The sequence below is a fragment of the Erwinia oleae genome, from assembly GCF_000770305.1.
GTDB lineage: Bacteria > Pseudomonadota > Gammaproteobacteria > Enterobacterales > Enterobacteriaceae > Erwinia > Erwinia oleae.
This window is the reverse complement of sequence record NZ_JNVB01000070.1, coordinates 1-26,202: the sequence shown is the minus strand read 5'-3', so window position 1 is coordinate 26,202 and position 26,202 is coordinate 1. Positions and strand designations below refer to the sequence as shown.

Here is a 26,202-nt window from a genome sequence, read left to right as displayed (position 1 = left end):
GATAATCGCTTCCGGCCCGATATCGTAAGCATCCTGATAAAATGCCTGGTTTTCGTTATTCATAAAGGGAGCGGGATAGTAAACGCGTCCGGTTTTGCCCTCTTTGCGGATCTCAATGCGCGAGACGATCGGATGAATACTGGACGTCGCGTGATTGATATAGGAAATCGATCCGGTCGGCGGGATCGCCTGAAGATTCTGGTTATAGATGCCGAATTCCATTACCGCCTCGCGCAGCCTGCGCCAGTCATCCTGCGTCGGCAGCGTCAGGCCCGCGCGGGCAAACAGCGCCGCGACTTCGGCGGTGCGCGGTTGCCACGTTTGCGATACATACTGCTCAAAATAGTCGCCGCTGGCGTAGCGGGATGCCTCAAATCCGGCAAAGCGCTCACCGCGTTCGCGGGCAATCAGGTTTGAGGTGCGCAGTGCGTGAAAGGTAACGGTATAGAAATAGAGATTAGTGAAATCCAGCGCCGCCTCAGAACCGTACTGAATGCCCTCACGCGCCAGGTAGCCGTGCAGGTTCATCTGCCCGAGGCCGATGGCGTGCGACAGCGCATTTCCGCGTTCGACCGACGGCACGGAAACGATATGGCTCTGATCGGAAACGGCGGTCAGGCCGCGGATGGCAATCTCTACCGTGCGCCCTAAATCCGGCGAATCCATGGTGTGGGCAATATTGAGCGAGCCGAGGTTACAGGAGATATCTTTACCGATGTGGCGATAGCTCAGATCGTCGTTATAGTCGGTTGGCGTATTCACCTGGAGGATCTCGGAGCAGAGATTGCTCATATTGATGCGGCCCGCAATGGGATTTGCGCGGTTTACCGTGTCTTCAAACATGATGTAGGGATAGCCGGACTCGAACTGGATCTCCGCCAGCGTCTGGAAAAACTCGCGTGGATTGATAAAGGTTTTGCGGATGCGCTCGTCGGCGAGCATCTCTTCATACTTTTCGCTGACGCTGATATCGGCGAACGGCAGGCCGTAAAGGCGTTCCACGTCGTAAGGCGAAAACAACGCCATCGGCTGATTGCTTTTCGCCAGATGGAAAGTGATATCGGGGATCACCACGCCCAGCGACAGCGTTTTGATGCGGATCTTCTCGTCGGCGTTTTCGCGTTTGGTATCCAGAAAGCGCAGGATGTCGGGATGGTGCGCGTGCAGATACACGGCACCCGCGCCCTGACGCGCGCCAAGCTGGTTGGCGTACGAGAAAGCATCTTCCAGCATTTTCATCACCGGGATCACGCCAGAGGACTGATTTTCAATGCGCTTGATCGGCGCGCCCGCTTCCCGCAGGTTGGAGAGCAGAAACGCCACGCCGCCGCCGCGTTTAGAGAGCTGAAGCGCGGAGTTCACCGCCCGGCCAATCGACTCCATATTGTCTTCAATACGCAGCAGGAAGCACGACACCAGTTCGCCGCGCTGCTGTTTGCCGCAGTTGAGGAACGTCGGCGTGGCGGGCTGGAAACGGCCGGAGAGCATCTCTTCCATCAGCGCCAGCGCCAGCGGCTGATCGCCTTTCGCCAGCGTCAGCGCCACCATACAGACGCGCTCGGTAAAACCTTCCAGGTAGCGCTTACCGTCGAAGGTTTTCAGCGTATAGCTGGTATAAAATTTCCAGGCGCCGAGGAAGGTCTGGAAGCGGAAGCGGCGTTGATACGCCTGCGCGAAAAGCGAGGTAACAAAGGTGAACGGGTACGCGTTCAGCACGCCGGCCTCGTAATAACCTTCCGCGACAAGATAGCGCAGGCGTTCTTCAACGGAGGCAAACTGTACGCTGTTCGGCAGCACGTGCTGAATAAAATAGTGGCGCGTGGCTTCGCGATCTTTCTCAAACTGGATGTTGCCGTCGGCGTCATAAAGATTGAGCATCGCATTAAGCGAGTGGTAATCCAGCGCGTCTGGGGCATTCATGAGTGTACTTTCTGTCGCTGCCAAAATTCAGTTACTCCCTGATATACGTTTGCGACGTCGTCGGCGGTGCCCAGCAGTTCGAAGCGATAGAGGCAGGGGACGGCGCACTTTTGCGCAATGATGCTGCCCGCAAGGCAGTAGGCCTCGCCAAAGTTTCGATTACCGGAAGCGATAACACCCCGGATCAGCGCACGGTTATGAACGTCGTTCAGAAACTGGATCACCTGCTTCGGCACGGCGCCACGGCTTGAACCGCCGCCGTAGCTGGGCACCACCAGCACATAAGGCTGGTCGATGCGTAGCCGCTGCGCATGATCAAGCGGAATGCGGCGGGCAGGCAGGCCGGTACGCAGCACAAAACGGTGCGTGTTCTCTGACTGGCTAGAGAAGTAGACCAGCACGATCAGGCAACTGCGGCAGTCTGACTCAGCGCAGAGATCTTGTCCGGGCGGAAACCGCTCCAGTGATCCTGCCCGTTCATCACCACCGGCACCTGGCGATAGCCGAGCGCGCGCAGCGCTTCAATCTCATCAGGCTGCTGGTCAAGGTTAACCACCTGATAAGCAATGCCTTTTTTATCCATTGCATTTTTCGTGGCGTTGCACTGGACACAGTTATCTTTTGTGTAAATAATAATGCGCATGATTCGTATTCACCTTGTTGGCCGGTTTTATCGTGCTCTGACGCGTTGACTTCTGGCTTCTCGCGCCGCCGTTTCGCCATATGTAGTGGCTTATTTGATATATGAATACTAGATATAGTGGTCGTAAAATGCAACCTTACACATTGAAGGATTTTTATCTTTTCTTAGCCGTCAGGCGGGGAAGCCAGGCAGGAAGCGGATTCAGACAGCAAAAAAAAATCCCCACGGCTTTCGCCGCAGGGATGATTGAGACAAACGTCAGGAACTAGTAGCGTGACTGCGTGGTTGTCGCAATCAGTGCGCCGAGAAATACCCCCAGCGCGGCACCGATACCGACGCCATACCACGGGTTATCACGAACGTAGCTGTCAACCTGCACGCCCGCGTCCTTCGCGACTTTCGTCACACGATTGCTGCCGCCTAATTTTGCGCGCGTCTGCTTCAGCAGCGTCTCGGCACGCGAACGGGCATCGTCCACTTCGTCTTTCGTCTTGCTACCGTAGGATTTTAATAATGCATCAAGGGTGTCGGCCAGCTCAGTGACGTCCTGATTAATATCAATGTCGAGGTCTTCTTTCTTGCTCGCACGGTTAAACATAATGCTTTCCCTTTGAAATGAAACACACTCTTAACTGTAGACTATCCTTCACGCTTTTAGCGAAGCGGGGCATAAAAGGGCGCGTTTATGGATTAATCCGAATGCGACCGCCCTTCACGCTGTTGTAGGCTGTGTCCCGCAATTGTGCGCTACTGCGTGCGGTTGCCGGGCACAACGTGGTGTGGCCGGGTCAGACAGTTTAGTAGAGGAATAAGCATGTATTTACGCCCTGATGAGGTTGCTCGCGTACTGGAAAAGGCGGGGTTTGAGAGGGACGCCGTCACGACTAAAGTCTACGGATATCGTCGCGGTGAGGATTATGTATACGTGAATCGTGAAGCACGAATGGGTCGTACGGCGTTGATCATTCACCCGGTGCTGAAGGAAAAAAGCCATGATTTCGCCCACCCCGCGTCCGATCTCAAAACCTGCGAACATTACGTACAGTTTCCCATGTATCTGAACGACGACAGCCAGCATCACTACGGCATCCCTCACGGTTTCAGCTCGCGTGCGGCGCTGGAGCGCTACCTGAAGCAGATGTTTGACTAACGTATCGTGCGGCGATCCGTCGCGCGCCTGCCTCGTCCTGATATTCGCCATAACCCGCTAAAAATTTCCCTTATTACGCCTGCTCTTACCGGGCGGAAATAATGAAAACCTGCCGCTTTACGCTTAGACTGTTTTTAACTCTTTCAGGACGCAGGAAACCTTATGAAAAAGCTGTTACTGGTGCTGGCGTCAGCATGGTTACTGAGCGGCTGCGCAACCATCGTTGGCGATAAAACGCAGGATGTGTCTGTTCAGACCTGGCCGCCGGGCGTGAAGTTTGTGGTGCAGGATGAAACGGGCCGGGCGGTTGCCGAAGGCTTAACGCCGCAAACCGTAACGTTGCTGAAATCCGACGGCACCTATTTTGGTAAGAAGAAGTATCTGTTGATGCTTGAGCGGGAAGGTTACGTGTCAAAAACCATTCCGCTTCAGGAGCACCCGAATCTCTGGTACATCTTTGGCAATATACCTTTGGGCGGCGTTCCCGGCTGGTTGATTATCGATCCGTTTAACGGCGGCATGTACAACATTGAGCCGGAAAACGTCCATACCATTATGAATCCGGTTGGCGCACGCGGCTGATACAGAAACGGGGCGGCCAGGCCGCCCTGATGCGCTATTGCGCGGTCGGTTTTACCATAGCGTGCGTGGGTTTGGTATGTTCCAGGTATTGATGCTGGAAAATACACATGCGGATGGTATTGCGATATTCACCGTTAATAAAGAATTCGTGGATCAGCTCCCCTTCGATTTTAAATCCAAGGCGCGTATAGATGTGAATCGCTTTCTCGTTTTCCTTATCAACAATCAGATACAGCTTATAAAGATTGAGCACGGAAAAACCGTATTCCATCGCCAGACGGGCCGCTTTGCTGCCGAGTCCTTTACCCTGATGGTTAGGATCAATAATAATTTGAAATTCGGCGCGGCGGTGAATGTGGTTAATCTCGACCAGTTCAACCAGCCCGGCCTTGCTGCCTTCATGTTCAACCACGAACCGGCGTTCGCTCTGATCGTGAATGTGTTTATCATAAAGATCTGACAGTTCAACAAACGCCTCATACGGCTCTTCGAACCAGTAGCGCATGACGCTGGCGTTATTATCAAGCTGATGAACGAAAGGTAAATCCTCGCGTTCCAGGGGGCGAAGCTTTACGCCGTCTCCGACAGGCATGGCTGACATAAATACCTTCCATAAAAATAATATTTTCTGAGGAAGTATACGTCGGAGGGCAATAAAAAGCAGTCATGAAGGGGGGAAAGAACCACGCCAGCGGTTACGCTGACGTGGAAGCAGGGGGATCAGAAGTTATAGCCCACCACCAGGTAATAACCCCAGCCGGTCGATTTCACCTCAAACGGACCGCGTCCGAAATTCAGCTCCTGACCATCTGCCCACTGGCCGCCATTATGGAAATAACGCGCCACCACCGAATAATGCCAGTGGTCATAGCCCAGCGACAGGATATGGCTGGAGGCGATGGAGTTGCTGGTGCGCGATGCGTCAGATTTATCACGCAGATCGGAACCCCAGTCGAAGTTGGTAAAGCCAACGTAGCCGAGGTTACCGCCCCACAGGGTGGTGATCGGCACGAAGTATTTCACCTTGAAGCGATAGCCATCCCAGCTGTTTTCATTGGCGGCGCCGTAGTTTTCCCACTGATACTTCGCATAAACGTTCAGCGACAGCCCGATGTCTGAATGCGTATCGATATCGGTGCCCAGACCCATAAACCAGGTGTTCTGGCGGTTATCGCTGTTGCGGCCCATATCGTAGATATAGTTGTTAGCGAAGTACCACTCTTTAAATGGCCCGAAGCTCAGATCGGTATTGGTCAGCTTGTCGATGGAAAAACGCGGTTCGATCTCCATAAACATAGGTGAACCGTGATCGAAAATGCCGTTAGCATTTGAGTTGCCTGTGCCAAAGAAGTTGGTCAGATCGAGATAGCCATAAAAATCGAACCAGTCTTTTTTGGCGAAGGCTTCATATTCGAGGTAAACATCATTGTTAAACTGCGGCCCGAAACGCGTGTGATAACTGCCCACCACGTTCACGCTCTGATGCCACCAGTCGGAGGCGAACTCCGGGCCTTCAGAAGCAGCGGTTGACGAGACGCTATAAGAGAGCGCCGCAAGTGCGCCAGCCATCAGAAATTTATATTTCATTTTATTTTTTACCACATACTTAACGACCCTGTTCTGCCGCCACTGCGCGGGTCTTATTAAGTTTCAGTCGGGAGAAAGGGTGGCTGATAGTCAGCAGGAAGCACCCGTGAAGAACGCGGCAAGTGTGCCGTTATTCGCGCATTAGGAAATAGATATTGCTCACACTTGTCAAACTCTGTTTCATTTAATAAAAGGAAAAACGTGATATAAATCACGTTTTATTGGGATGTGTTTATGTCCACTCGGAAAAATATTTCACAGCCGGTCGAAATGGTTTGCGCAGACCGATAAGCGCTCGCAAAAAAAAGAACAGCGCACGGCGAACAGGGCAGGGGGAACAGCAATAAGTGCAGCTTATGGTCATACCGCCGCCTCCCTGCGGCGTTCACTTTATCCATGCGGCGTGATTACACCTGCGCCATTCCGCCGTCGATGCATAATTCGGCGCCGGCGATGTAGCTGCTTTCATCAGACGCCAGAAAGAGCGCCGCCGCCGCCACTTCTTCTGGTTTACCCAGGCGACCCAACGGGATCATGTCGGTTAACGCTTTGCGCATCTCATCGGTCACTTCATCAAACATTGGCGTATCAATGGGCCCCGGACTGAGCGTATTTACGCGAACGCCACGGTCGGCAAGCTCTTTTGTCCAGGTACGTGAAAATGCACGCGTGGCGGCTTTCGACGCCCCATAAACACCATAACCGGGCGTGCCGATAAAACCTGCAATAGATCCGATGAGTACCACTGCGCTGCCGTGCGGCATCAGCGGTAATGCGCCCTGGACGGTGAAGAGCGTGGCGCGGGCGTTCAGATTAAATATTTTGTCGTAGTGGGCGGGCGTAATCGTATGCAGCATCGCGGGTTCTGAGACGCCGGCATTTGTCACAAGGATATCAAGTGTTCCCTTGTGTGCTTTAACCGCGGTAAAGAGTCGGGCCAGATCCGCCTCTTTCGTCATATCGCCCTGAACAGCGGTGATCGATCCTTCCGCCTGCTTCACCGCGTTATCAAGTTCTGCCTGGCGACGACCGGTAATAAAAACGTGCGCGCCTTCGCGGGCAAAGCGCTGAGCGATCGCCAGCCCGATCCCACTGCCGCCACCGGTCACAACCGCTGTTTTACCTGTTAATTTTTGCATTTTACTGCCCTCTGATGTCTCTGATATGGACTTCAGAAAATACATTCTGTATATCTGATGTCAATTACGCACCAGATATATCTCAGATATACAGAAGGAAACCGTTACGATGCAGTCTGTTGAAACTTTACTTAATGATATCAATGCGACACGACCGATTCTTGAGCAGGTTGCCAACAAATGGTCGGTGCTGATCCTTACCGTAGTCTGTACTGAACCCGCACGATTTAACGCTATTAAGCGGCGGCTCAATCCTATTACGCATAAAGCGTTGACGGAGGCGCTCAGGCGACTGGAAAGAAACGGGTTAGTCACACGGCGCGTAATAACGTCGTCGCCCATCGCCGTAGAATATGCCATCACACCGTTAGGAAAGACGCTCCAGCAGCCTTTTAAGGCGTTGATTTCATGGGCGCAGACACATGGCGGAAGTATCGAACGGGCGCAAGATGCCTACGATCGGCGGGAATAGCGCGTTTATGGCGGGCAGGCAACGCGTCACTCAACAAAACGATATCCGATGCCGTTTTCGGTAATAAAGTGTTCGGGCCGCGCCGGAACGTGCTCCAGCTTCTGCCGCAGATGCCCCATATAAATACGCAGGTACTGGCTGTTGTCAGCGTTCGGCCCCCAAACCTGTTTCAGGATCTGCGCCTGGGTCAACAGCTTGCCGGGATTGTTAACCAGCAGCGCCAGCAGCTTAAATTCGATCGGCGTCAGGTGCACCAGCGCGCCGGCGCGCGACACCTGATGCGCGCTCAGATTCACCACCACATCGGCAAAGCTGATCACCTGCTCGCGGGTGGCATGATTTCGCCTTAAGGCAACTCTGACCCGCGCCTGAAGCTCGCCGACGCCAAAGGGCTTGGATAAAAAATCATCGGCACCGGCGTCCAGCGCCTCGATTTTGTCCTCTTCCCCGGTGCGCGCCGACAGCACGATAATCGGGTTATCGCTCCACTGACGGAACTCCCTGATAAAACGGACGCCGTCGCCGTCCGGCAGGCCCAAATCCAGGATCACCAGGTCAGGCTGGCGCGCGGCAGCGGTGGTCAGTCCACGCGCCAGCGTCTGGGCCTCAAACACTTTTATTTCATCGCTTTCCAGCGCGGTGCGCAAAAAGCGGCAGATCTGTTTTTCGTCATCAATGATCAGCAGACTTTTCATTACGTATTATCCGGTTCTTCGCCCAGAGCAGGCAGCGGCGGCAGGGGAAGCGTAATGCTGAAGCAGGCGCCGCCCTCAGGGCGATTCGCTGCCGCTATTTTGCCGTCGTGCATCTCAATAAGGGTGCGACAAATGGCCAGCCCCATGCCGACGCCCGGCGTGGCGGATTCTGCATGCCCACGGGTGAACTTCTCAAAAATTTGCTGCTCCATGCCGACAGGAAACCCCGGGCCGCCATCCCACACGTCAATCTTAACCTTATCCTGCCATCGCGTAGCGGTAATTCCCACCGCCTGCCCGGCGTATTTACAGGCGTTCTCCAGCAGATTGACGAAGACGCGTTCCAGTAACGGGCCGTCCGCCTGAAGCAAAATCATCTGCGATGGCAGATCCAGGCTGACATGTTCCGCGGGCAGTATGGCCTCAAGCGATCTCATCGCGCTGGCAATCACGTCGTCCAGCGCCACCCAGTCGGTACGCAGGCGAAATCCGTCCGACTCGATGCGCGCCATATCCAGCATATTATTCACCAGGCGGATGGTGCTCAGCGTTTGCAGGCGGATTTCGCTGGCCTGCGACGCATATTTCGATCCCTCAGCCGAGAGATCGAGCGTCAGGATCTCAGACTGGCCAAACAGCACGGTTAAGGGTGTGCGCAGGTCGTGCGACAGCGCAGCAAGGATGGCGTTTCTCAGCTCCTCGCGCTCTGCCGTTACGCGCGAGGCCTGTTCGCGTCGGGTCAGTTCAAGGCGCTCCAGCGCGCCGGTAATCAGCATGGCAAACATAGCCAGCAGGCGCTGCTGCTCCGGGATCATCAGATGGCGCAGATTATCCGGCTCAATGATCATCAGCCCAAGCGTGGCGGCGGAAGCGCGCAACGGTACGATCTTATAAGGCAGGCCCGGAAGCGTGTCGCTGCCCGCACCGGCAATCTGTCCTTTATCAACGCTCCATTTCATAATGCCGGCGTCCGGCAGCGTGCTGAGGGTTCTGCTTTCCGGGGCAACCGGCGTGCCCTGGTGATCCAGAAGCCAGATTTCACAGCGGGAAAAAAGCGCCGCGCCGACCACCGGCTGACAGATTTGCGCAATATCGGCAGGCAGGCGCGCACGGCTCAGGCCGCCGGAAAGCTCCGACAAATAGCGCGAGCGCTGTTCACGGTGCCGCGCCACCTTCGCCTGATAGCGCATACCGGCGGTCAGATTCCCCGTTATCACCCCGACGACCAGCATCACGGAAAACGTCACCAGGTACTGCGCATCGGTCACCGCGAACTGCCCTTCCGGAGCCACAAAAAAGAGGTCGAACGCCACAATATTCACCACCGCCGCCACAATGGAGGGCAGTCTGCCAAAGCGCATGGCAATCAGCACCACGCCGAGCAGATAGAGCATGACCAGGTTTATGGGCGAAAAGCCGGGCAGGAAGACTTTGCTGAACAGCGTAATAAACGTACAGGCCGCGGTTGCCGCCAGGCAACCATGCAGCCTCTGCCGCCACTTTTCATGGATTGCCCGCCCCTCAGCGACAGCGCCTTTGTTGGGGGGGTAAGCGTCATCAGGCGCGACAACGATCAGATCCAGATCGGGCGCCAGCAGGCTCAGGCGACGGGCAAAACGACCGGAAAGCCAGTGGCGAAAGATCCAGCGCGAGGGCGTGGGCCGCCCGATAATAATTTTGCCTAAATTGTGTTCGCGGGCGTAGCGCAGGACGGCCTGCGCCTCATCAGGATCGGAGAGGGTGGCCGTGACCGCGCCCATATTTTGCGCCAGCTGGAGCGTGTGTAAAACGGTGCGCCGCCGCGCCACGCCTTTTCGGTACAACGACGGTGTTTCGACGGTGATCGCGTGCCATTCGCTTCCCAGTCGGCCTGCAAGCCTGGCGGCGGTGCGCACCAGCTTTTCACTGCCCGTCGTGGCGCCGATGCACAGCAGTACCGCATCGCGGGTGTGCCAGACTTTTTCATCCTGCCCGCTGGCGTCGCGCCACGCGCGCATCTGGTCGTCCACGCGATCGGCGGTGCGCCTGAGCGCCAGCTCGCGCAGGGCATACAGATTGCCTTTGCGGAAGAAGTTTTCGATGGCGCGCTCAGCGCGGTCGCCCACGTAAACCTTACCCTCTTTCAGCCGCTGGCGCAGATCGTCAGGCGGGAGATCCACCAGCACCACGTCGGTTGCCGCATCGAAAAAAGGGTCCGGCACCGTTTCCCTGACGCGCACGCCCGTCACGCCGCTGACCACGTCATTCAGGCTCTCAAGATGCTGTACGTTCACGGTGGTCAGCACGTCGATACCGGCGTTCAGCAGCTCTTCGATGTCCTGCCAGCGTTTGGGATGCCGCGCGTCCTGCGCGTTTGAATGTGCTAACTCATCCATTAAGATCACAGCGGGCCGACGCGCCAGCGCCGCGTCGAGATCGAACGCGTGATGGCGGCTACGGTCGGTAACCCGGCGGGGAATAATCTCCAGCCCGTCAAGCAGCGCGGCGGTTTCCTCGCGACCGTGCGTCTCCACCACGCCGACCAGCACGTCCAGCCCCTGCGCCCTTAAACGGCGCGCTTCCTGAAGCATCGCCCAGGTTTTGCCCACGCCCGCGCAGGCGCCGAAATAGATTTTCAGCCTGCCGCGGCTGGCGCTGTCCGCCTGAAGCAGCAGCGCATCGGGGTTGGGGCGCTGCGGATCGTCCGTCATAGCGTTTCCTTAAGGCTTGCGCTGAGCATCCAGCGCCAGGTTCAGTTCGAGTACGTTCACAACCGGCTCGCCGATAAAATATAACAGCGGACGCGTGGTATGCGCAGCGACCAGACGTTCTGTCTCCGCCTGCGTCAGATGCCGCGCCTGCGCCACGCGTGGAATTTGCCAGCGCGCGGCGGCGGGGGAGAGATGCGGGTCCAGTCCGCTGCCGGAGGCGGTCACCAGCTCCGTCGGCACGCGCGCGCCGGCCTGCGGATTGGCGCGGCGCAGGTCGGCTACGCGCTGCCTGACGGCTTCATCAAGCGCGGGATTGCTGCCCGCCAGGTTGCTGCCGCCCGACGCAAGCGCATTATAGGGCGTTTCCGCCGTGGCCGAGGGACGCCCCTGAAAATAGTCAGGGCGGGTAAAATGTTGCCCGATAAGCGCGGAACCGCGCACCTGGCCGTCGGCGCGCAACAGCGAACCCTTTGCCGCAGCCGGAAACCCTATCTGTGCCAGCCCGGTCGTCATCAGCGGCATGGCGACGCCGGTTATCAACGTCAGCAGAAGAAAAAGAGAAACAGCAGGACGAAATACGTTCATTGATATTACCTCAGACCAGACCTGATACGGTCAGCAACATATCGATAAGCTTGATGCCCGCAAAAGGCACGATAAGGCTGCCGACACCGTAAAGCCACAGATTGCGACGCAGCAGCGACGCGGCGGGCATCGGGCGATAGCTCACGCCCTTCAGCGCCAGCGGGATCAGCAGCACGATGATCAGCGCGTTGAAAATCACCGCCGACAGAATGGCTGACGCGGGCGAATGCAGCGCCATGACGTTCAGCGTGTTTAACTGCGGCCAGGTGGCCGCAAACGCCGCTGGAATGATGGCAAAGTACTTGGCGATATCGTTGGCGATGCTGAAGGTGGTGAGCGAACCGCGCGTCATCAACATCTGTTTGCCGATATGCACCACCTCCAGCAACTTGGTCGGGTTAGAATCAAGATCGACCATATTCCCGGCCTCTTTCGCCGCCTGGGTGCCTGAATTCATCGCCACGGCCACGTCGGCCTGTGCCAGCGCCGGCGCATCGTTAGTGCCGTCGCCGGTCATGGCTACCATGCGGCCTTCCGCCTGATACTGACGGATCAGCGCCAGCTTGGCTTCGGGCGTCGCCTCCGACAAAAAATCATCCACCCCGGCTTCCGCCGCAATTGCCGCCGCCGTCAACGGATTGTCGCCGGTCACCATCACCGTTTTGATGCCCATTTTGCGCAGTTCGGCGAAACGTTCACGAATGCCGCCCTTGACAATATCTTTCAGCGCCACCACGCCCATTACGATGTTGTCTCTGGCTACCACCAGCGGCGTGCCGCCTTTGCGCGCTACGGCCGATACCTGCTCCTCCACATCGGGCGGGAAAGTGCCGCCATTGCTTTCGACATGGCGGCGAATGGCGTCCACCGCGCCTTTACGCAGCAGGGTTTGCCCGGTATTCACGCCGCTCATGCGCGTCTGGGCGGAAAAGGGAATGAAGGTTGCCGACAGGCTTTGCAGGTCGCGCTCGCGCAGATTAAATTTCTGCTTGGCCAGCACCACAATGCTGCGGCCTTCCGGCGTTTCATCGGCCAGCGAGGCGAGCTGCGCCGCATCGGCCAGCGCCTCTTCGGTAATGCCTTTTGCCGGTAAAAACTGCGTGGCCTGCCGGTTGCCGAGGGTGATCGTGCCGGTTTTGTCCAGTAGCAGTACATCCACATCGCCCGCCGCTTCCACCGCGCGTCCGCTGGTGGCGATAACGTTCGCGCCAAGCATCCGGCTCATTCCAGCGATGCCGATGGCCGAAAGCAATGCGCCAATGGTGGTTGGGATCAGGCAGACCAGCAGCGCCACCAGCACCGTCAGGCTGACCGGTGTGCCGCTCCAGGCCGTGAACGGGTAGAGCGTGGCGGTCGCCAGTAAAAAGATGATGGTTAACGAAACCAGCAGAATGTTGAGCGCGACCTCATTTGGCGTTTTACGGCGGCTGGCGCCTTCTACCATCGCAATCATGCGATCCAGAAAGGTTTCGCCGGGATTGACGCTGCACCGGAGAACCAGCCAGTCGGACAGAATGCGCGTTCCGCCGGTCACCGACGCGAAATCGCCGCCCGCCTCGCGGATCACCGGCGCCGATTCGCCGGTGATGGCGCTTTCATCCACCGAGGCACCGCCAGCCAGCACTTCACCGTCGCAGGGAATGATGTCGCCCGCTTCAACCAGCACATAATCACCTTTGCGCAGGCTGTCGGCGGCTACCTTTTCCTGCGACGCGCTCTGCTCTGGCGACGAGAGTTTTTTCGCCCGGCTGGTGCGCGTGATCCCTTTCAGACTTTCGGCCTGCGCCTTGCTTCTTCCCTCCGCAAGAGCCTCCGCAACGTTAGCGAACAGCACGGTAAACCACAACCAGGCGCTGATGGCTGCGGTGAAGCCTGAACGATCGGTTTCACCGAACACGCCGCAGGCGAGCAGGGTAGTCAGCACGCTGCCGAGCCAGACGACAAACATCACCGGATTGCGGAACTGCACGCGAGGATCCAGTTTTTTCAACGCGTCCAGCAGCGCCGTGCGTATGAGGCCGCTCCGCCCCCGGGAAAGGTGCTGAGATGACATACAGGTGTTCTCCGGCGATTAATGCGCCAACAGTTGCAGATGTTCGATAACGGGGCCGAGCGCCAGCGCAGGAATAAACGTGAGCGCGCCCACCAACAGAAGGGTGCCGATAACCAGCGCGATGAACAGCGGCCCGTAGGTGGGCAGCGTGCCGGGGCTGGCGGGCTGTGTTTTTCGTTCCGCCAGCGCGCCCGCAATGATCATCAGCGGAATGAACGGAAGAAAGCGGCCCAGCAACATTGCCGCACCCAGCAGCAGATTCCAGAACGGCGTATTGGCCGATAAGCCGGCAAAGGCGCTGCCGTTATTGTTTGCCGCCGAGGAGAGCGCATAGAGCGCTTCGCTGAAACCATGCGGGCCGGGGTTCAGTAACCCGGCGCGCCCGGCGTCGGTCATCATCGCCAGCGCGGTGCCGGACAGCACCAGGAGCGGCGTGATCAAAATGTAAATCGCCGCCATCTTCATCTCTTTGACGCCGATTTTTTTGCCCAGATATTCGGGCGTGCGGCCAATCATCAGCCCTGCAATAAACACCGCCAGCACCACATTCATCAGCATGCCGTACAAGCCAGCGCCCACGCCGCCAAACACTACTTCGCCCAGTTGGATCAGCCACATCGGGATCATGCCGCCGAGCGCGGTAAAAGAGTCATGCATGGCGTTTACCGCCCCGCAGGAGGCGGCGGTGGTGACCACGGCGAAGAGGGCTGAAGTGAGAATGCCGAAGCGCGACTCTTTCCCTTCCCAGTTGGCGGCGGAATCTGCGCCGAGCGAAATAAAGTGAGGATTGCCGCGCAGTTCTGCCTGCATCACCACGGCGGCGGCGAGCAGAAACAGGATGCTCATCGCCCACAGCAGCGTTGTGCCCTGACGCCTGTCGCGGACAACGTTACCAAAGGTAAAGCAGAGCGCGGCCGGGATCAGAAAGATCGCCAGCATCTGAATGAAGTTCGTCAGCGCGGTTGGGTTTTCAAACGGATGGGCAGAGTTGGCGTTAAACAGGCCGCCGCCGTTGGTGCCCAGCATTTTAATCGCTTCCTGCGAGGCCACCGGGCCCATTGGCAGCGTCTGCCGTGCGCCTTCCAGCGTGGTGATTGTAACGGGAGCATCAAAGTTCTGGACAACGCCCTGGCTGACCAAAAAAAGCGCCATCGTCAACGCCAGTGGCAGCAGTAAAAACAGCGTGATGCGCGTAATATCGCGCCACGCATTGCCCAGGTTTTGCGTGGAGTGTCGCGAGAAACCGCGTATCAGCGCAAAAAGCAGGGCGATGCCGGTTGCGGCGGAGAGAAAGTTTTGTACGGTGAGGCCGACCATCGTGCTGAAGGTGCTGATGGTGGTTTCGCCCGCATAGGATTGCCAGTTGGTATTGGTGACAAAACTGATCGCCGTATTCAGCGCCAGATGCCATGAAAGACCAGGCAGCGCCTGTGGATTAAGCGGCAGCAGATGCTGAATAAGAAGCAGGCAATACAGAAAAGCGAAGCCCAGAGAATTAAACAGTAACAGGGCGATAAGATATTGCCGCCAGTTCATCTCTTCTGACGAAATACCGCACAGTCGCCATACCGCGCGCTCAATTTTCTGCACTCCTTTAAAGGGGCGATCGAGTGCGATAAGGGTCATGTAATCGCCAACCGGTTTCGCCAGCAGCAGTAAAACCGCCATAAAACAGGCCAGTAGTAAAAATCCTTCCGTAGCCATCAGAACGCCTCCGCTCTGAAAAGGGCATAAAACAGATAGCCCAGCAACAGCAATACCAGCACTACGCCGGTTATTCCGCCTGCACTCATTTTTCATCTCTCCGCTATGGGTGAATACGTTGAGATTTTAAATAAGCGTGAATATAAATGTCGTAAAGACTCCGGGGAGGGATATAAAGAAAATATAAAAATGAGAGCGCGTCAGGGGTGTGAACGAAGGTACCGTCAACTGCTTAACTGGTTTTTGTAGACGTGTCACGGTGTTGTGGCCACTGTAAAATAATAATGCTTCGTGAGACGTCTAAGAGGTTCGCGTTTAATGAGACAGTCTCAGACCTGGGGAAATTAAAGCCCGCAGGACTTATCTTTTGCGGGCTTTCAGAACGCCTGGGAAAAACAGCGGTTGTCCGGAACCCTTTGCCCGTAAAGCCCACACAGATATTTTTCGATTTATTCAGGACGATCTCATGCCACTGTCTGTTTCGGGCTTATCACCAGCTCAGCTCCACCTGTCTCTCGCCGAAAAACCTCGCACATCAGTCCCGCAAGACATTACTGTCAGCAGCCATCTGAACAAGGGCAGTGCTTTACGCCTTACCGGCAGCTGGCTGAATCCGCAAAAAGTGCGATTCACTTCAGCCCAGTTGCAGCTATTGGATGTCGTTCTGGGCGCACTGGATGGCCGGGAAGCGGTCAGTGATATCTCGCAAGACGAACTGGGCGGACATTTCGCTCTGGCCCGCCCCTGCTATGGGGCATCCAACATACACTATCAGCGCGAGGGCTCAGCGCCGGATACAGTAGGTTTTTTAAGTATCAATGATAAACAAGGCAAACCTTTGCTGACGTTAGGTCACCCTCGATCGGCCGCAACCGCAGACAGCGCCGATGCAGGGGAAGTGGCCTGCCGTGCCGATGAAACAAGTATACTTGCTCACTCCCGCCGGGACCCGGATGCCACCTGGCAAAACGCTTTGTACATCGTGCCGTTTTTGACGTCTCAGGGCGAAAAAGCAAAAGTGGTGGGCAATTATGTAAAAGGGGATTCACTGCGTTTTGAGGTTAAAAACAAGGATGGAAACTCATATGCTGTACTCAAACGCACCCAGCTTGAGAAGGGCGAGCCCGTATGGATGCTCTCCCAAAACGCGTCTCTGGCAGGGGGAAATGGATCCATTCCTTATTCGATAACCCATGGACAAAACCAGGGTGTTCAATGCCATCTCAATATTAGTTCTGGTCGTGATGCCAGTATCGAAAATTTCATCAAGAAGATGCTGGGAAATCTGCGTTCAAAACCAACTTCTGACCCACGTGCAACTGATGCTGTTGGCATCCTGCGCCTGGTGAAAGATGATCATAACCATAGCAATAACTTTCATTTTATGACCTGTAGCCAGGGCCAAAAGCCGATTGGTTTAATGGTTGTAGAAAGGATGGATCGCAAAGAGGTTTATATTCATCATGTCGTCGCTGACAGTGATTACCCCGGGACAGCCAAAGCCATGATGCAACAAGCTGCAAGCATGGCAATAGCGCATAGTCAGCACGGAAAGCTTACAGTGTCGCCACTTAATGCGTCAGTTGCTGATAACTTTGAGCGAAATTATGGCTTTGCTTCCAACAATGATGATAGCGATGATGATTTTGATGACGAGGACGACCTGGTTCTCAAGCCCGCTCAATCAGAGCTTTGGCAATGCAAAGTCGGTGGCGAAGCGAAACTAAAATCAGCTTGAGGCGCCGCTGTTACCTGTGCGACAGCTGGCTTTCAGATGAAGTTATTTTCTATTCTACACATAGGCAGATATAAGCCTGCGAGTGACGGCCGATTCAGAGAAAAGGGCACCTGCCGCTGAAATCTGTTCGATCAACGAGGCGTCCACTAAGACCACCGGCGTCAGCAACGGTATGCAGTGTGGCGGCGATGTTCGCATACGCAGCGAGGAACGAATCTGACCGTTGGCGTCGCGACATTGGAGATTAAAACATTACGCGAAGACGACCGGTCAGTTATATGAAAGAAAAATCCCGAACTCACAGAGCCGGGGTTTATCAAATTGCACGTGCATTTTTTCTTTGTCAGGTCAGCTTCGAGTCTGGTCTTCATAAAGCTGGCGCGCAGCACTTCAGTATTAGTTAATGGGCGGGTAGTCCTTGCCATGTCTACATTTACTGCATGAATTAGTATGCGGAATTGGCATACATTTTAACGTACACCAATTATCACTGGATTCAGGCGGATCCATTCGGAAGGTTACAGACACAAAAAAGCCCGCAGGGCTTACGCCTTGCGGGCTCTCAGGACTTCATCGGATGGTTCTGGTAGCGCTGGCGGAGTCTGAATTGGTCCGATAACCACCTGAATTAAAATCTTAATTTTTCAATTCAACTATTCGTTGGTGCCTAAAGAAGTGCCTAAAACTTTTATTCATTTTATTTGCCCGTCTACCATCATGTTACAACGACTGTGTAGTCTAACGCGAGAGCTGGTTTGGATAATGCTTGGCGATGATGTCGTTCATCTTCTCCACTAACTCGGTGCGCTTGAACGTGAGATGCGCGGTGCCTTTTTGAAAGTAGCGGATGGAGAAGTAACTGTCGTCGTAAGCATCCTTGCCTGGGTTATCGCGAATGTGATTCATCAGGTTAATGGAGATATCACCGCGATTATCAGGTATCGCTTTACCGTCGAGCAAATACAGCATTCTTTCAAGGTCGGCCAGTTGATCACGTCTGAACCCCCAAGTCAGGCTAAAGCCCCAGCGGTTATGTGTCACCAGATTGTTGATGATGATCTTCTTGCCGAAGAAGCACGGGCTGTTAGTTTTGTAATCCCATGACAGCCCTTTAAACACATTGATGATGCCGCGCTCAAACACTTCCGCTTTACTCTGATGCAACTGTTCAAAAGTGCTGAGAATATTGGCTTCACTGATGGCCGGTAGATCGCCATCTTCGAGGTTCTGATGCCACTGGTCACGCGCCTGCGCGTCCATTAGCGAAAGCATGCCGGACTTCAGCATCAAATCGCGCCACAGGCTGCGGTCAATATTACGAGTGATTGCGGGCATCGCTTTCTCCGGCTTTTCCATCAGCCAGCAGTCATAGCGATGCCCTTGCTTCATAGCCCAGTCGGCAGCGTTGCCACCACCGATTCCGGCAGTGAGCTGAGAAATGGCGTTGAGCTGGTGAATCAATTGATCAATCTGCGGCAGAGCAGCATTGCGTCCGGTGACAATGCGCTCAATATTGGTCGAGTTAATTAGCTCGGAATTTTCGGTAATCAATTCAGGTTCAGTTTGCATCGCAAAAAATTCCATATAAGCAAATGCCTCTGCCGGTGATGGCAGAGACATTATGCGTTGTCAGATAGAGGAGTAAGTAGCAGAAAGGTAAATCTGGAATACGCTATACAGGATTTAATTGAGATTGCGCTGAGTTAATCCGGTAGCGTGACTTGCCTTAAGTATATCGGCGGCGGTCAGGAAGATTTCTGGCTCTGAATAGATATCGCCATGGGTATCGATGCGCACCAGGTCATATTTTTCCACCAGAAAATTGATGGCATCGGCCAGGGTCACACCCGCCTCAATGTGTTGCAGGATGACTGACTCACTGCAAAATGGCGTATCGTTTAATTCCAGCCCGAAGTGCTTTTCCAGCAGGTAGACCAGCAGTGTTCGCCAGTGCTCTACGGGTGACAGGCAGCACGATGCCGCCCGCCCTGGATGTATTGCTGAGGTTGGCATATGGATTTTCCTTCAGAAGGAGCTACTGAGTTGTCGGATAAACCGCGATATAGACGTAGCCGTGCGAACCGAGCGTGTCGGCTTCACAGGTAAGGTTGTTGTGATAAATCGTGACGCAATGCTGCTGACGGGGATTGAGTTCACCGGTGGTTAGCAGATGTTCGAGCATGCCGATCATTTGCGGGAACGACTGGTTGATACGGTCAATATGTGCTTCGCGGAATTCACCGACTATTCCAGCCCTGTCAGCCAGATAGTGCAGCCGGTTGCCTTCCTGCACCAGTCGGGCACAGAAGCGCGGAATAATATTACGTTTCAGCCCCCATTCATTTTCATTCATATATTCTCCTGATTACAGCCAGCCACGTTCGGCAAACGACACAATTTCTTTGCTGCCAATCACAAAGTGATCGGGCAGGCGAACATCCACCAGTGCCAGCGCTTTTTTCAATCGTTCTGTAATACGTCTGTCTGCATCGCTGGGTTCTGCGTGTCCGGATGGATGATTGTGAGCAAGAATTGCGGCAGCTGCATTATGTCGCAGCGCCGCTTTGACGACCTCGCGCGGATGCACTTCTGTACTGCTGATTGAACCGCTGAACAGCGTTTCGTGCGCCAGCAATCGATTCTGGTTATCCAGCAGCAGAACCATAAACACTTCACGCTCCAGGCCTGTCAGGTTTAATCGTAGCCAGTCGCGTGCAGCGGTTGCAGAGGTGAACGCCACGCCCGGTTCACGCAGGTGATTTTCAATCAGTGCGATTGCGCGTTTAACGGTGAGCTGGGATGCCAGAGGCAATGTGGAGTTGGGTATTACGTTACTTTCCATCGTGCACTCCGGCTTCAGTCGATGATGCGCATAATGGCGCGACTTTCAGCGTGGCTAAGCGCATATTCCCGCAGACGGTAGTAGTGGTCCGTCATCGCTTCGCTTTCTGTTCTGCAGGCGTGATGGCTCCAGTTCAGCAAACACACGGTGATGCCAGCGGCTTCGCTGCTCATCTCCGAACTGTTGCCGTTCATGTCGTTATACAGTGACCATGCTGAGTCGCAGTCTGGCGCAATAAAGGCACCGCCGTTGCTCAGCGTAAAAAAGTTCCAGATCCCACCGTTGTAGTCTTCACACAGGTGATCCATCCAGCCGAAAACCTGTGGCTCAAGGCTGGTCCAGCGGGCTACGGAGCCGAAATATTTCGGCCAGAACTGCAATCGATCCTCGTCGGCTACAGCCGTGATCACAACCGGGACATCGTTCATCATGATAAGCTCCTTTCGAAAATTTACCCGCCTGAGCGGTGAATTGTTATTGCGACAAATAAAAGAAAGCCCCCGCTGCATGTGCAGCGGGGGCCGGTTAATTAGTGCGTGAGTTGTGGTGACGGTTACTTAGTAATGCTTACCGCAAGTGGCTGGTAATACTGTGGATCAAACGTGGATAATGGCAGGTTAATCTCTTTGCCGTCGGTTTCTTCTGTGGCTTTCACAATCTCAATTGAGATGGCTTCATCATTGCAGTTGGTTTCAAGAAAAGCATGTTGGGAACGCGTTGCATCGCTGTCGCCGAACGGCTCGACATCCATGACACCCTCTTCAAGGATGTTTCCCTGTTTATCTTTGACCCGCATAGTCACCGCAAGCTTGTTGAACCCCTGAGCGTCGCCGCCATTGTCCAGCCGGAACTGCAGTGCGCATATGCCACCGGGCACCCAGACACTATCGGTATTGCGGATGCTGATGTAACGTTGATCTTCTGCAGATGCGGCTGCAATGCTGGTGAGCGACAATAGCAAAGTCGTCAGAATAGCAATATTTCCCTTTCTCACTGATTATCCTCCTGATTTTTAGGCATGTAGATTTTCCCCATCTCTTTTCCATCATGGGAATAAACGACGGATTTTTCACCGGTATAGTTATCGGTTTCTTCTCTGAAGCTCAGCGTAATGTTATCGGACAGACACAGCGCAGACATGAGTGGCTGAACGGTCTTTTCCCGCATATCGGCAATGTAATAATAATTACCTGATTTACAGCCATCCGGTGATTTCACCGTTTTGATTACCCGATACTGTTCGTGACCAAATGCATCTTTTTTGATCCACTGGTAGGCGATATCACTTTTCGACGAAACGATATCGCTGAAAGGTGGCGGTGTCAGATCGTAGTATTTAGAAATCGTGTTAATACCACCATCATCATTGTTGTCGCACCCCGTCAGCAGCGCTGAAACCGTTAAGGCAACTGCAACCAGCAGTTTTGGAAAATGAACCATTGGCTTTCTCCCTGATTAGCAATTGCCCGTCCTGCGGCACAATTCTTTAAGGCTCTCTTTAGCGACCCACTCTTGCAGTGCGCGTTCATCAGACGAACGTTTGGCATTCATAGCCGCTTCCTGCTGCTTGTTAACGCAGTTGTCCGGGAAAACAGCGACAACTTCTGGCCTAAACTGCTCTCTGACTTTTTCAAGTTCCTGATCTGCGTTTGGAACTCGCGGAAAGCTGTAAAGTATATGGTCTTCCGCTTTGCTGAGTGCCAGGGCTTTACCATCTACCACTGCCATAAAGCATCCTTTACCATTGTCTGTTCCTTGATAAACAGAAGTTAGATCAGAATTGAAACCGCTTGCTGGCTTAATCTTCAGATGCCGCACCGTTTTAGACTTTTTATCCGCCAGATAGAAAGAACCGCCGCCGCGAACGCGCAGCAAAAATTGTTTCGTCCACGGATAGTTATCGATGATTTCGGCCTGATACAGCGCGTTGTGCATCTTATCGAAATCGTACCCGTCGGCTGACGTCCAGCCAGCAGACTGCATGTAAGGCCAGGCTTTAACCGTTCCGGTTATTGCCGCAGTGCTTTGAAATGTTGCGGTAAGCATTAATGAGGCAATCACTGCCTTAATGGGGAAATGTTTCATTGCTGATTATCCTTGTGAGGTATTAACCGGATATCGGGCCCGGCGAGTAACGACTGAAAGAAACGAAAATGCGGAAGTGCCCTGATAAATTCACAGTCTGAAATCAGCGTCAGCAAAGGCTCATTCATGATGAAGTTTTCATTACTGACGGCGATCGTTTGAATATCAGTCAGGGTAAAAACCGAAATATGGCCCTTGAGTTCGCCAGTGAGATACCAGCGGCCTTCGAGAGAGATAAGGCGATATGGCGCGAGTTGCTCACAACGCTTTCCTTCAGTCAGCAGCGTTATGCGACGACGCCCGGCGATGGCGGAAGTAATGCGCTGAAAAATCCCCTGATGTGCTTCACCGATTGATGATGCGGGTTGCCAGACAACGCACGGCGCTTCAATACCGCTTTCAAGCAGGGTATTTACCAGGCGGTGATCGAGTCCCGGAAATAATCCAGCCACACCACTCTGCCGGGCAAAAGCCAGCGCAATATGCTCGCGCCGGACCACGTTGTCTCCGGTGAGCAACCGGCAGTTCCCGTTGTGATATTCAAGATCCAGATATATCAACCGCTCCCGGAAATCGCGTCGCAGAGTACGCACTGAAACACCGAACTCAACCGCCAGTTTGCTCAGGTTCAGCGTCTCTCCGGTCACCAGGCGACTGATGATCAACGATAACCTTACGGCAAGTTTGTCATAGCGACGTTCAGCCTGACACATAGGTCATCTCCGTAATTAACATTATGAAATATTGAGGTTATTTTAAAGACGAGGTCGGACAGGTTATGACCGCACGAGAAAATATTTTGAGATTTGCTGAAGCGGGGTTGCAGGCGGGATTCGACGTTAGATGCGTATTTTAGCTCTGTTTAATAATAAATAATGCGGACAGGGAGTGTCCGGCAATTATTAAATTATTTGCAACCGTAAATCAGCAGGCGTCCCTAGTAAGTAAAGTATGGTTTTTGCCATGACCCAGAGCGCAAGGTTTGGTTTCGTGTGAACAGAATTTCCTATTCTTGTGAATGCAGTGTGCACCAACCTAATCAGCTCTTTGCGGGTTAACGGACGATCAGACGGATAAAATTTGCCCCGTCAAAGCACGAGGCCATATAGCTCATAAACAAACTCCTCACTACGGCAAAATAAATACTAGAAGTTCCGCCTAGAAATTTTCAGGGTGGAAATTAAAGGGCTGAGGGGATGAATATTCAGAAGAAGAAATTCCAGACGGCACTGGCGACCAATACTACAGTGTTCCGTACAGCCTTAATGATTGTTCGTACTGAAGCAGGTATCAGCGGCATCTCAATCACCGAATCCAGTACCGAACCGACGGTTTCACTAAAATCATCACGGGCTTTATTATTAACTTCATCGGTACGAAGCGGCGCGCTAAGTTGTACCGCCACAGGGCTACTGGCCTCACGGGGAAGACTGCTAATCATCCGCTCTGCCATCACCCGTAGCCCCCACTGCAGACGGACCGACACGGCACAAACCGGATGCACGGGCTGGAACAACTCATGCAACAGGCAGATTTTACAACTGATGTTTTGTTTCTGTTCTGTGGATAATCGTTCTCCTCTACTGGTGGGCTCAGCCTTGTCCGACTGGCTGATAACAAACAGCACCTTATGCCGGTATGCTTCGCCTATCACCTGTTGGTAAAAATGCTCATCCACCGCCAGTGCCCGATCATCAGCCTTAATCAGCCACAATACCAGGTCGAGCCGGGGAAGTTGTTCACGGTACAGTCCGGCATACTCATTATCGCGTGCACCACTTTCTCCGACACCAGGCAAATCCACTAGTGTCATAAATCGCTCCCCGGCCTGAAATCGAAAGCGCAGTGGTTCACGGGTACACGCAGATACATCACTGACTGGCGACACTTCACCAGCAAAGAGGGCATTGCATAGCGAGGACTTACCCGCTCCAGTTTTCCCCATAATGCCGATCACCGGCTCGTAATTGGCCAGTTGACGAATTTGCTGCATGACTCGTTCCGAGGCCCAGGCTGGTAAGCCTGTGAGTGAATCCTGCAGCGAATGCAAGCCTTCCCGATTTCTCATGACATCTCCTGCGACAAATAAAACAAAAATGGCGAATCCTTGAGGAATTCGCCGTAATGATGTTGTGTTCAGGGTAATGATATATGTCTGAAAAATTTTAGAGTGTAGGTGTCTTATTAACAAAATCAGGGCTATAACCGGCCATGAGCTTAGTATTTATCGCCCATTACTGGTCGTATATAATTCATGCTAGCCCAGATCGTGCGCCCCTAGAATTACCGATTCTGGGAATAAATTTTGCTCTATGATTGCCGCTTGAGCGACGGCGACATCTGGAACAAAGATGACAACGGCCAAGTCTTTCAGCGCACGGGAGCAACAGACATAAAAAAGGCGACGTGTACGGTCGAGTACTGACTCTTTACCCTCTTCAAGATTGGCTAGATCGTTGTCGGAAAGGGGAATGTATTGAAAATACTTCCCATAAGAATATTGGCTGAAGCGAGCCTCTTCATCATCAATAACGACCAATACACGCTCGAACTGTGCACCTTTTACACCATGATGAGTGGCAAAAGGCGATTCCTCTGAAAGGTAGCGCCGGTATGCCCAAAGTTCATGGAGATTGCATCTTAGATAGTTCTGAACATTTTCGAAGTCATCATTGCCATCATTCAAAGGTTCATCACTTAAATGATTTTCAAAGCGGTCGTCAAGACGTAACAGCTCGCATTCTCTAACGTGTAGCAATATATCCCGAATTGTTGCTTGCGATCCTTCTTCCAACAGTGCAAGCAGGCCATTAATGCCTTGTTGTACTTCATTTAAAACTGCCACCATAGTTTGACCATGCAGTCGTGATGGCTCCAGCTTGGGGCACTCGCTACGCATAATCGACATAATCTGAAATTGATCGTTTGCCTGAGCCGCAGCAAAAATTGGAAGTATATGCTGGACAAATGGACGGAGCGGCCAAGCTGATCCATCGTTCACCCCTTCACTCAAACTCATCGGGGCTTTATCAGTAAGAGCTGCAAATAAATTCGGGAATCCCAGTCGATTAGCTGCCATGCGATGCACCAAAACAAGAAGACGAACATCACCTTCGCGTGTATCACTTAACCATTGTTCATCGCTAGTTTCATTTGCAAGGTAACGTCTGACAGATGTGAGATAGGCACTTCGTTCCACATTTGAAGGCAAGATGAAAAGATTCACTGTGCCTGATACAGTTTGTTCAACGCCATCTACGATAGTTGATCGACCACGAATTTGTTGGAGACCATCCCCAGAGGCACGAATCGAATTGATAACACCAAGTACAGACGTCGGACACCTGAAATTCTCTGCTTTTGTAATTTCAGACCACCCATCACTTAACGGAACGACACCTGCTCCGCTCATATAGATTTTCTGCATTGGATCACCAAAAAATCCCATGCACATGTCAGGATTGTCATCAGCAATAATTCGAAGCGCAGAGATCACATTCGGATCGGTATCCTGACTTTCATCGACAAATATAAATGGAAAGCGCTTGGCGACAATCCTTCTCAAAAGGGGATGAGCCTCAACACAAGCAGGTACGAGCTTAAGAATATCATCGTGCCCTAAAATACCCTTAGCATAGTTACTTCCTGTCCCGTAGATAAATTTATCAACATCATCAATGCACTCAAGTTGAGTAGAGAGATAGGCAATTTCTTCTTCAAGACAGGATTTTGTTCTAGCTTGTGTTCTGGGCCTATCATAATGGGCTTGCTTCTCAGCTATTTTTTCATGTATTCGCGCTATAACCCACTTTGCGATTTCTGAATGAAAAGGTCGGATGACCGACCAAAGGAAGCTATGAATGGTTGAAATATGAAATAACTGTGAGTTACCAACGTCAGCGGCAATCTCACCAACAGCTACTTCTGTATACGTAATACAGGATATTTTTTGCCCGGCACGACGTAAATCAGAACCACGAGTACCAGCCAAATGTGCGATGGCTTTAATCAGAGATGTTGTTTTCCCTGAGCCAGCACCTGCCACCATGACAAATGAACGTGGCGGCGAGCTATCCAGACAAGCACGAACATTGAATCGCCACGGGTTTAACAGACACCTCGGAGTCATTTAAGATGGCTTAAAGAGAGGTGCCCATGAGCGGTAAGCGTTATCCCGAAGAGTTTAAAATTGAAGCAGTCAAACAGGTTGTTGATCGTGGTTATTCTGTTTCCAGCGTTGCAACACGTCTCGATATCACCACCCACAGCCTTTACGCCTGGATAAAGAAATACGGTCCGGATTCTTCCAATAATAAA

At 53.4% G+C, this 26,202-nt stretch carries 29 protein-coding genes; 5 read left to right on the top strand and 24 right to left on the bottom strand.

Features of this window, described 5'->3' with window-relative positions:
• The 4 genes from nrdE to GS12_RS18550 form a co-directional block, all read right to left on the bottom strand.
• A partial coding sequence (gene nrdE / locus GS12_RS18565) for a class 1b ribonucleoside-diphosphate reductase subunit alpha (protein ID WP_072016921.1) occupies positions 1–1,920 on the bottom strand: 1,920 nt, incomplete at its 3' end.
• Positions 1,917–2,327 (bottom strand): class Ib ribonucleoside-diphosphate reductase assembly flavoprotein NrdI, encoded by a 411-nt coding sequence (nrdI, locus tag GS12_RS18560; protein ID WP_034916474.1) that lies wholly within the window; start codon positions 2,325–2,327, stop codon positions 1,917–1,919. The genes nrdE and nrdI, both read right to left, overlap by 4 nt.
• Entirely contained in the window at positions 2,324–2,563 is a 240-nt protein-coding gene (gene nrdH / locus GS12_RS18555) for a glutaredoxin-like protein NrdH (protein ID WP_034916473.1), read from the bottom strand. Before nrdH ends, nrdI begins: the two co-directional genes overlap by 4 nt.
• A 265-nt stretch (positions 2,564–2,828) precedes the next feature.
• On the bottom strand, positions 2,829–3,161 hold the full coding sequence (locus GS12_RS18550; RefSeq protein WP_034916471.1) for a DUF883 family protein: 333 nt from the start codon (positions 3,159–3,161) through the stop codon (positions 2,829–2,831).
• Between the two features lie 216 nt (positions 3,162–3,377).
• On the opposite strand from GS12_RS18550, the gene GS12_RS18545 reads away from it, so the two are divergent.
• Complete coding sequence (locus tag GS12_RS18545; RefSeq protein WP_034916470.1) at positions 3,378–3,713, top strand: DUF2002 family protein; 336 nt, start codon at positions 3,378–3,380, stop codon at positions 3,711–3,713.
• A 162-nt stretch (positions 3,714–3,875) separates the two neighbouring features.
• On the top strand, positions 3,876–4,295 hold the full coding sequence (locus GS12_RS18540; protein ID WP_034916469.1) for a hypothetical protein: 420 nt from the start codon (positions 3,876–3,878) through the stop codon (positions 4,293–4,295).
• Between the two features lie 34 nt (positions 4,296–4,329).
• On the opposite strand, the gene speG is transcribed toward GS12_RS18540, so the two are convergent.
• From speG to GS12_RS18525, 3 genes are all read right to left on the bottom strand, one after another.
• Complete coding sequence (speG, locus tag GS12_RS18535) at positions 4,330–4,896, bottom strand: spermidine N1-acetyltransferase (RefSeq protein ID WP_034916467.1); 567 nt, start codon at positions 4,894–4,896, stop codon at positions 4,330–4,332.
• Positions 4,897–5,015: 119 nt separating this feature from the next.
• Positions 5,016–5,882, bottom strand: coding sequence for a nucleoside-specific channel-forming protein Tsx (locus tag GS12_RS18530; RefSeq protein ID WP_034949521.1), 867 nt, complete (start codon positions 5,880–5,882; stop codon positions 5,016–5,018).
• Positions 5,883–6,289: 407 nt separating this feature from the next.
• Positions 6,290–7,021 carry an SDR family NAD(P)-dependent oxidoreductase gene (locus tag GS12_RS18525; RefSeq protein ID WP_034916465.1) on the bottom strand — a complete coding sequence of 244 codons (732 nt, stop codon included), beginning with the start codon at positions 7,019–7,021 and terminating at the stop codon, positions 6,290–6,292.
• Positions 7,022–7,130: 109 nt separating this feature from the next.
• On the opposite strand from GS12_RS18525, the gene GS12_RS18520 reads away from it, so the two are divergent.
• A complete protein-coding gene (locus GS12_RS18520) occupies positions 7,131–7,493 on the top strand; it encodes a winged helix-turn-helix transcriptional regulator (RefSeq protein ID WP_034916463.1) in 363 nt (120 codons plus the stop codon).
• A gap of 26 nt (positions 7,494–7,519) precedes the next feature.
• Here the strand turns inward: GS12_RS18520 and kdpE are convergent, their stop codons facing one another.
• The 6 genes from kdpE to kdpF are packed head-to-tail and all read right to left on the bottom strand — an operon-like array spanning position 7,520 to position 15,309.
• Positions 7,520–8,188 carry a two-component system response regulator KdpE gene (gene kdpE / locus GS12_RS18515; RefSeq protein WP_034949515.1) on the bottom strand — a complete coding sequence of 223 codons (669 nt, stop codon included), beginning with the start codon at positions 8,186–8,188 and terminating at the stop codon, positions 7,520–7,522.
• Positions 8,188–10,878: a two-component system sensor histidine kinase KdpD gene (kdpD, locus tag GS12_RS18510; protein WP_034949512.1), complete on the bottom strand. Its 2,691-nt coding sequence runs from the start codon at positions 10,876–10,878 to the stop codon at positions 8,188–8,190. Before kdpD ends, kdpE begins: the two co-directional genes overlap by 1 nt.
• Before the next feature lie 9 nt (positions 10,879–10,887).
• On the bottom strand, positions 10,888–11,463 hold the full coding sequence (kdpC, locus tag GS12_RS18505) for a potassium-transporting ATPase subunit KdpC (RefSeq protein WP_034916458.1): 576 nt from the start codon (positions 11,461–11,463) through the stop codon (positions 10,888–10,890).
• A gap of 10 nt (positions 11,464–11,473) precedes the next feature.
• On the bottom strand, positions 11,474–13,516 hold the full coding sequence (gene kdpB / locus GS12_RS18500; RefSeq protein WP_034949510.1) for a potassium-transporting ATPase subunit KdpB: 2,043 nt from the start codon (positions 13,514–13,516) through the stop codon (positions 11,474–11,476).
• Between the two features lie 18 nt (positions 13,517–13,534).
• Entirely contained in the window at positions 13,535–15,220 is a 1,686-nt protein-coding gene (kdpA, locus tag GS12_RS18495; RefSeq protein WP_034949509.1) for a potassium-transporting ATPase subunit KdpA, read from the bottom strand.
• Positions 15,220–15,309, bottom strand: coding sequence for a K(+)-transporting ATPase subunit F (gene kdpF / locus GS12_RS18490; RefSeq protein ID WP_034949507.1), 90 nt, complete (start codon positions 15,307–15,309; stop codon positions 15,220–15,222). Before kdpF ends, kdpA begins: the two co-directional genes overlap by 1 nt.
• Positions 15,310–15,686: 377 nt before the next feature.
• Here kdpF and GS12_RS18485 point away from each other — a divergent pair, with 377 nt between their 5' ends.
• Entirely contained in the window at positions 15,687–16,958 is a 1,272-nt protein-coding gene (locus GS12_RS18485) for a hypothetical protein (RefSeq protein WP_034949504.1), read from the top strand.
• Positions 16,959–17,696: 738 nt separating this feature from the next.
• Here GS12_RS18485 and GS12_RS18480 read toward each other — a convergent pair.
• From GS12_RS18480 to GS12_RS18430, 11 genes are all read right to left on the bottom strand, one after another.
• Complete coding sequence (locus tag GS12_RS18480; protein WP_034949519.1) at positions 17,697–18,527, bottom strand: DUF4942 domain-containing protein; 831 nt, start codon at positions 18,525–18,527, stop codon at positions 17,697–17,699.
• Positions 18,528–18,641: 114 nt separating this feature from the next.
• Positions 18,642–18,971 (bottom strand): TA system toxin CbtA family protein, encoded by a 330-nt coding sequence (locus GS12_RS18475; protein ID WP_034949502.1) that lies wholly within the window; start codon positions 18,969–18,971, stop codon positions 18,642–18,644.
• Positions 18,972–18,993: 22 nt separating this feature from the next.
• Positions 18,994–19,311: a type IV toxin-antitoxin system YeeU family antitoxin gene (locus tag GS12_RS18470; RefSeq protein ID WP_034949498.1), complete on the bottom strand. Its 318-nt coding sequence runs from the start codon at positions 19,309–19,311 to the stop codon at positions 18,994–18,996.
• Between the two features lie 12 nt (positions 19,312–19,323).
• The gene (radC, locus tag GS12_RS18465) at positions 19,324–19,800 is read right to left on the bottom strand and encodes a RadC family protein (protein ID WP_034949495.1); all 477 of its coding nucleotides are present in this window, start codon (positions 19,798–19,800) and stop codon (positions 19,324–19,326) included.
• A 14-nt stretch (positions 19,801–19,814) separates the two neighbouring features.
• Complete coding sequence (locus tag GS12_RS18460) at positions 19,815–20,228, bottom strand: antirestriction protein (protein ID WP_034949517.1); 414 nt, start codon at positions 20,226–20,228, stop codon at positions 19,815–19,817.
• 125 nt (positions 20,229–20,353) lie between these two features.
• On the bottom strand, positions 20,354–20,794 hold the full coding sequence (locus GS12_RS18455) for an IrmA family protein (RefSeq protein WP_034949494.1): 441 nt from the start codon (positions 20,792–20,794) through the stop codon (positions 20,354–20,356).
• Positions 20,791–21,240 carry a YfjS/YafY family lipoprotein gene (locus GS12_RS18450; RefSeq protein WP_034949492.1) on the bottom strand — a complete coding sequence of 150 codons (450 nt, stop codon included), beginning with the start codon at positions 21,238–21,240 and terminating at the stop codon, positions 20,791–20,793. The genes GS12_RS18455 and GS12_RS18450 overlap by 4 nt, the downstream gene beginning before the upstream one ends.
• A 15-nt stretch (positions 21,241–21,255) precedes the next feature.
• A complete protein-coding gene (locus tag GS12_RS18445) occupies positions 21,256–21,885 on the bottom strand; it encodes a hypothetical protein (RefSeq protein ID WP_034949490.1) in 630 nt (209 codons plus the stop codon).
• A complete protein-coding gene (locus GS12_RS18440) occupies positions 21,882–22,598 on the bottom strand; it encodes a WYL domain-containing protein (RefSeq protein ID WP_034949488.1) in 717 nt (238 codons plus the stop codon). Before GS12_RS18440 ends, GS12_RS18445 begins: the two co-directional genes overlap by 4 nt.
• Before the next feature lie 491 nt (positions 22,599–23,089).
• Positions 23,090–23,953: a GTPase family protein gene (locus tag GS12_RS18435; protein ID WP_034949486.1), complete on the bottom strand. Its 864-nt coding sequence runs from the start codon at positions 23,951–23,953 to the stop codon at positions 23,090–23,092.
• 189 nt (positions 23,954–24,142) lie between these two features.
• Positions 24,143–26,014: a UvrD-helicase domain-containing protein gene (locus GS12_RS18430; protein ID WP_034949484.1), complete on the bottom strand. Its 1,872-nt coding sequence runs from the start codon at positions 26,012–26,014 to the stop codon at positions 24,143–24,145.
• Between the two features lie 26 nt (positions 26,015–26,040).
• Between GS12_RS18430 and GS12_RS18425 the strand changes: the two genes are divergently transcribed.
• Positions 26,041–26,202: transposase (locus GS12_RS18425; protein WP_034949482.1), on the top strand; the 162-nt coding region annotated here is incomplete at its 3' end.

What these genes read in the sequence shown, in the direction of transcription:
- nrdH (WP_034916473.1), bottom strand. Translation starts at nt 2,563, where the DNA reads ATGCGCATTATTATTTACACAAAAGATAACTGTGTCCAGTGCAACGCC.
- GS12_RS18550 (WP_034916471.1), bottom strand. Translation starts at nt 3,161, where the DNA reads ATGTTTAACCGTGCGAGCAAGAAAGAAGACCTCGACATTGATATTAAT.
- GS12_RS18545 (WP_034916470.1), top strand. Translation starts at nt 3,378, where the DNA reads ATGTATTTACGCCCTGATGAGGTTGCTCGCGTACTGGAAAAGGCGGGG.
- GS12_RS18540 (WP_034916469.1), top strand. Translation starts at nt 3,876, where the DNA reads ATGAAAAAGCTGTTACTGGTGCTGGCGTCAGCATGGTTACTGAGCGGC.
- speG (WP_034916467.1), bottom strand. Translation starts at nt 4,896, where the DNA reads ATGTCAGCCATGCCTGTCGGAGACGGCGTAAAGCTTCGCCCCCTGGAA.
- GS12_RS18530 (WP_034949521.1), bottom strand. Translation starts at nt 5,882, where the DNA reads ATGAAATATAAATTTCTGATGGCTGGCGCACTTGCGGCGCTCTCTTAT.
- GS12_RS18525 (WP_034916465.1), bottom strand. Translation starts at nt 7,021, where the DNA reads ATGCAAAAATTAACAGGTAAAACAGCGGTTGTGACCGGTGGCGGCAGT.
- GS12_RS18520 (WP_034916463.1), top strand. Translation starts at nt 7,131, where the DNA reads ATGCAGTCTGTTGAAACTTTACTTAATGATATCAATGCGACACGACCG.
- kdpE (WP_034949515.1), bottom strand. Translation starts at nt 8,188, where the DNA reads ATGAAAAGTCTGCTGATCATTGATGACGAAAAACAGATCTGCCGCTTT.
- kdpD (WP_034949512.1), bottom strand. Translation starts at nt 10,878, where the DNA reads ATGACGGACGATCCGCAGCGCCCCAACCCCGATGCGCTGCTGCTTCAG.
- kdpC (WP_034916458.1), bottom strand. Translation starts at nt 11,463, where the DNA reads ATGAACGTATTTCGTCCTGCTGTTTCTCTTTTTCTTCTGCTGACGTTG.
- kdpB (WP_034949510.1), bottom strand. Translation starts at nt 13,516, where the DNA reads ATGTCATCTCAGCACCTTTCCCGGGGGCGGAGCGGCCTCATACGCACG.
- kdpA (WP_034949509.1), bottom strand. Translation starts at nt 15,220, where the DNA reads ATGGCTACGGAAGGATTTTTACTACTGGCCTGTTTTATGGCGGTTTTA.
- kdpF (WP_034949507.1), bottom strand. Translation starts at nt 15,309, where the DNA reads ATGAGTGCAGGCGGAATAACCGGCGTAGTGCTGGTATTGCTGTTGCTG.
- GS12_RS18485 (WP_034949504.1), top strand. Translation starts at nt 15,687, where the DNA reads ATGCCACTGTCTGTTTCGGGCTTATCACCAGCTCAGCTCCACCTGTCT.
- GS12_RS18480 (WP_034949519.1), bottom strand. Translation starts at nt 18,527, where the DNA reads ATGCAAACTGAACCTGAATTGATTACCGAAAATTCCGAGCTAATTAAC.
- GS12_RS18475 (WP_034949502.1), bottom strand. Translation starts at nt 18,971, where the DNA reads ATGCCAACCTCAGCAATACATCCAGGGCGGGCGGCATCGTGCTGCCTG.
- GS12_RS18470 (WP_034949498.1), bottom strand. Translation starts at nt 19,311, where the DNA reads ATGAATGAAAATGAATGGGGGCTGAAACGTAATATTATTCCGCGCTTC.
- radC (WP_034949495.1), bottom strand. Translation starts at nt 19,800, where the DNA reads ATGGAAAGTAACGTAATACCCAACTCCACATTGCCTCTGGCATCCCAG.
- GS12_RS18460 (WP_034949517.1), bottom strand. Translation starts at nt 20,228, where the DNA reads ATGAACGATGTCCCGGTTGTGATCACGGCTGTAGCCGACGAGGATCGA.
- GS12_RS18450 (WP_034949492.1), bottom strand. Translation starts at nt 21,240, where the DNA reads ATGGTTCATTTTCCAAAACTGCTGGTTGCAGTTGCCTTAACGGTTTCA.
- GS12_RS18445 (WP_034949490.1), bottom strand. Translation starts at nt 21,885, where the DNA reads ATGAAACATTTCCCCATTAAGGCAGTGATTGCCTCATTAATGCTTACC.
- GS12_RS18440 (WP_034949488.1), bottom strand. Translation starts at nt 22,598, where the DNA reads ATGTGTCAGGCTGAACGTCGCTATGACAAACTTGCCGTAAGGTTATCG.
- GS12_RS18435 (WP_034949486.1), bottom strand. Translation starts at nt 23,953, where the DNA reads ATGAGAAATCGGGAAGGCTTGCATTCGCTGCAGGATTCACTCACAGGC.
- GS12_RS18430 (WP_034949484.1), bottom strand. Translation starts at nt 26,014, where the DNA reads ATGACTCCGAGGTGTCTGTTAAACCCGTGGCGATTCAATGTTCGTGCT.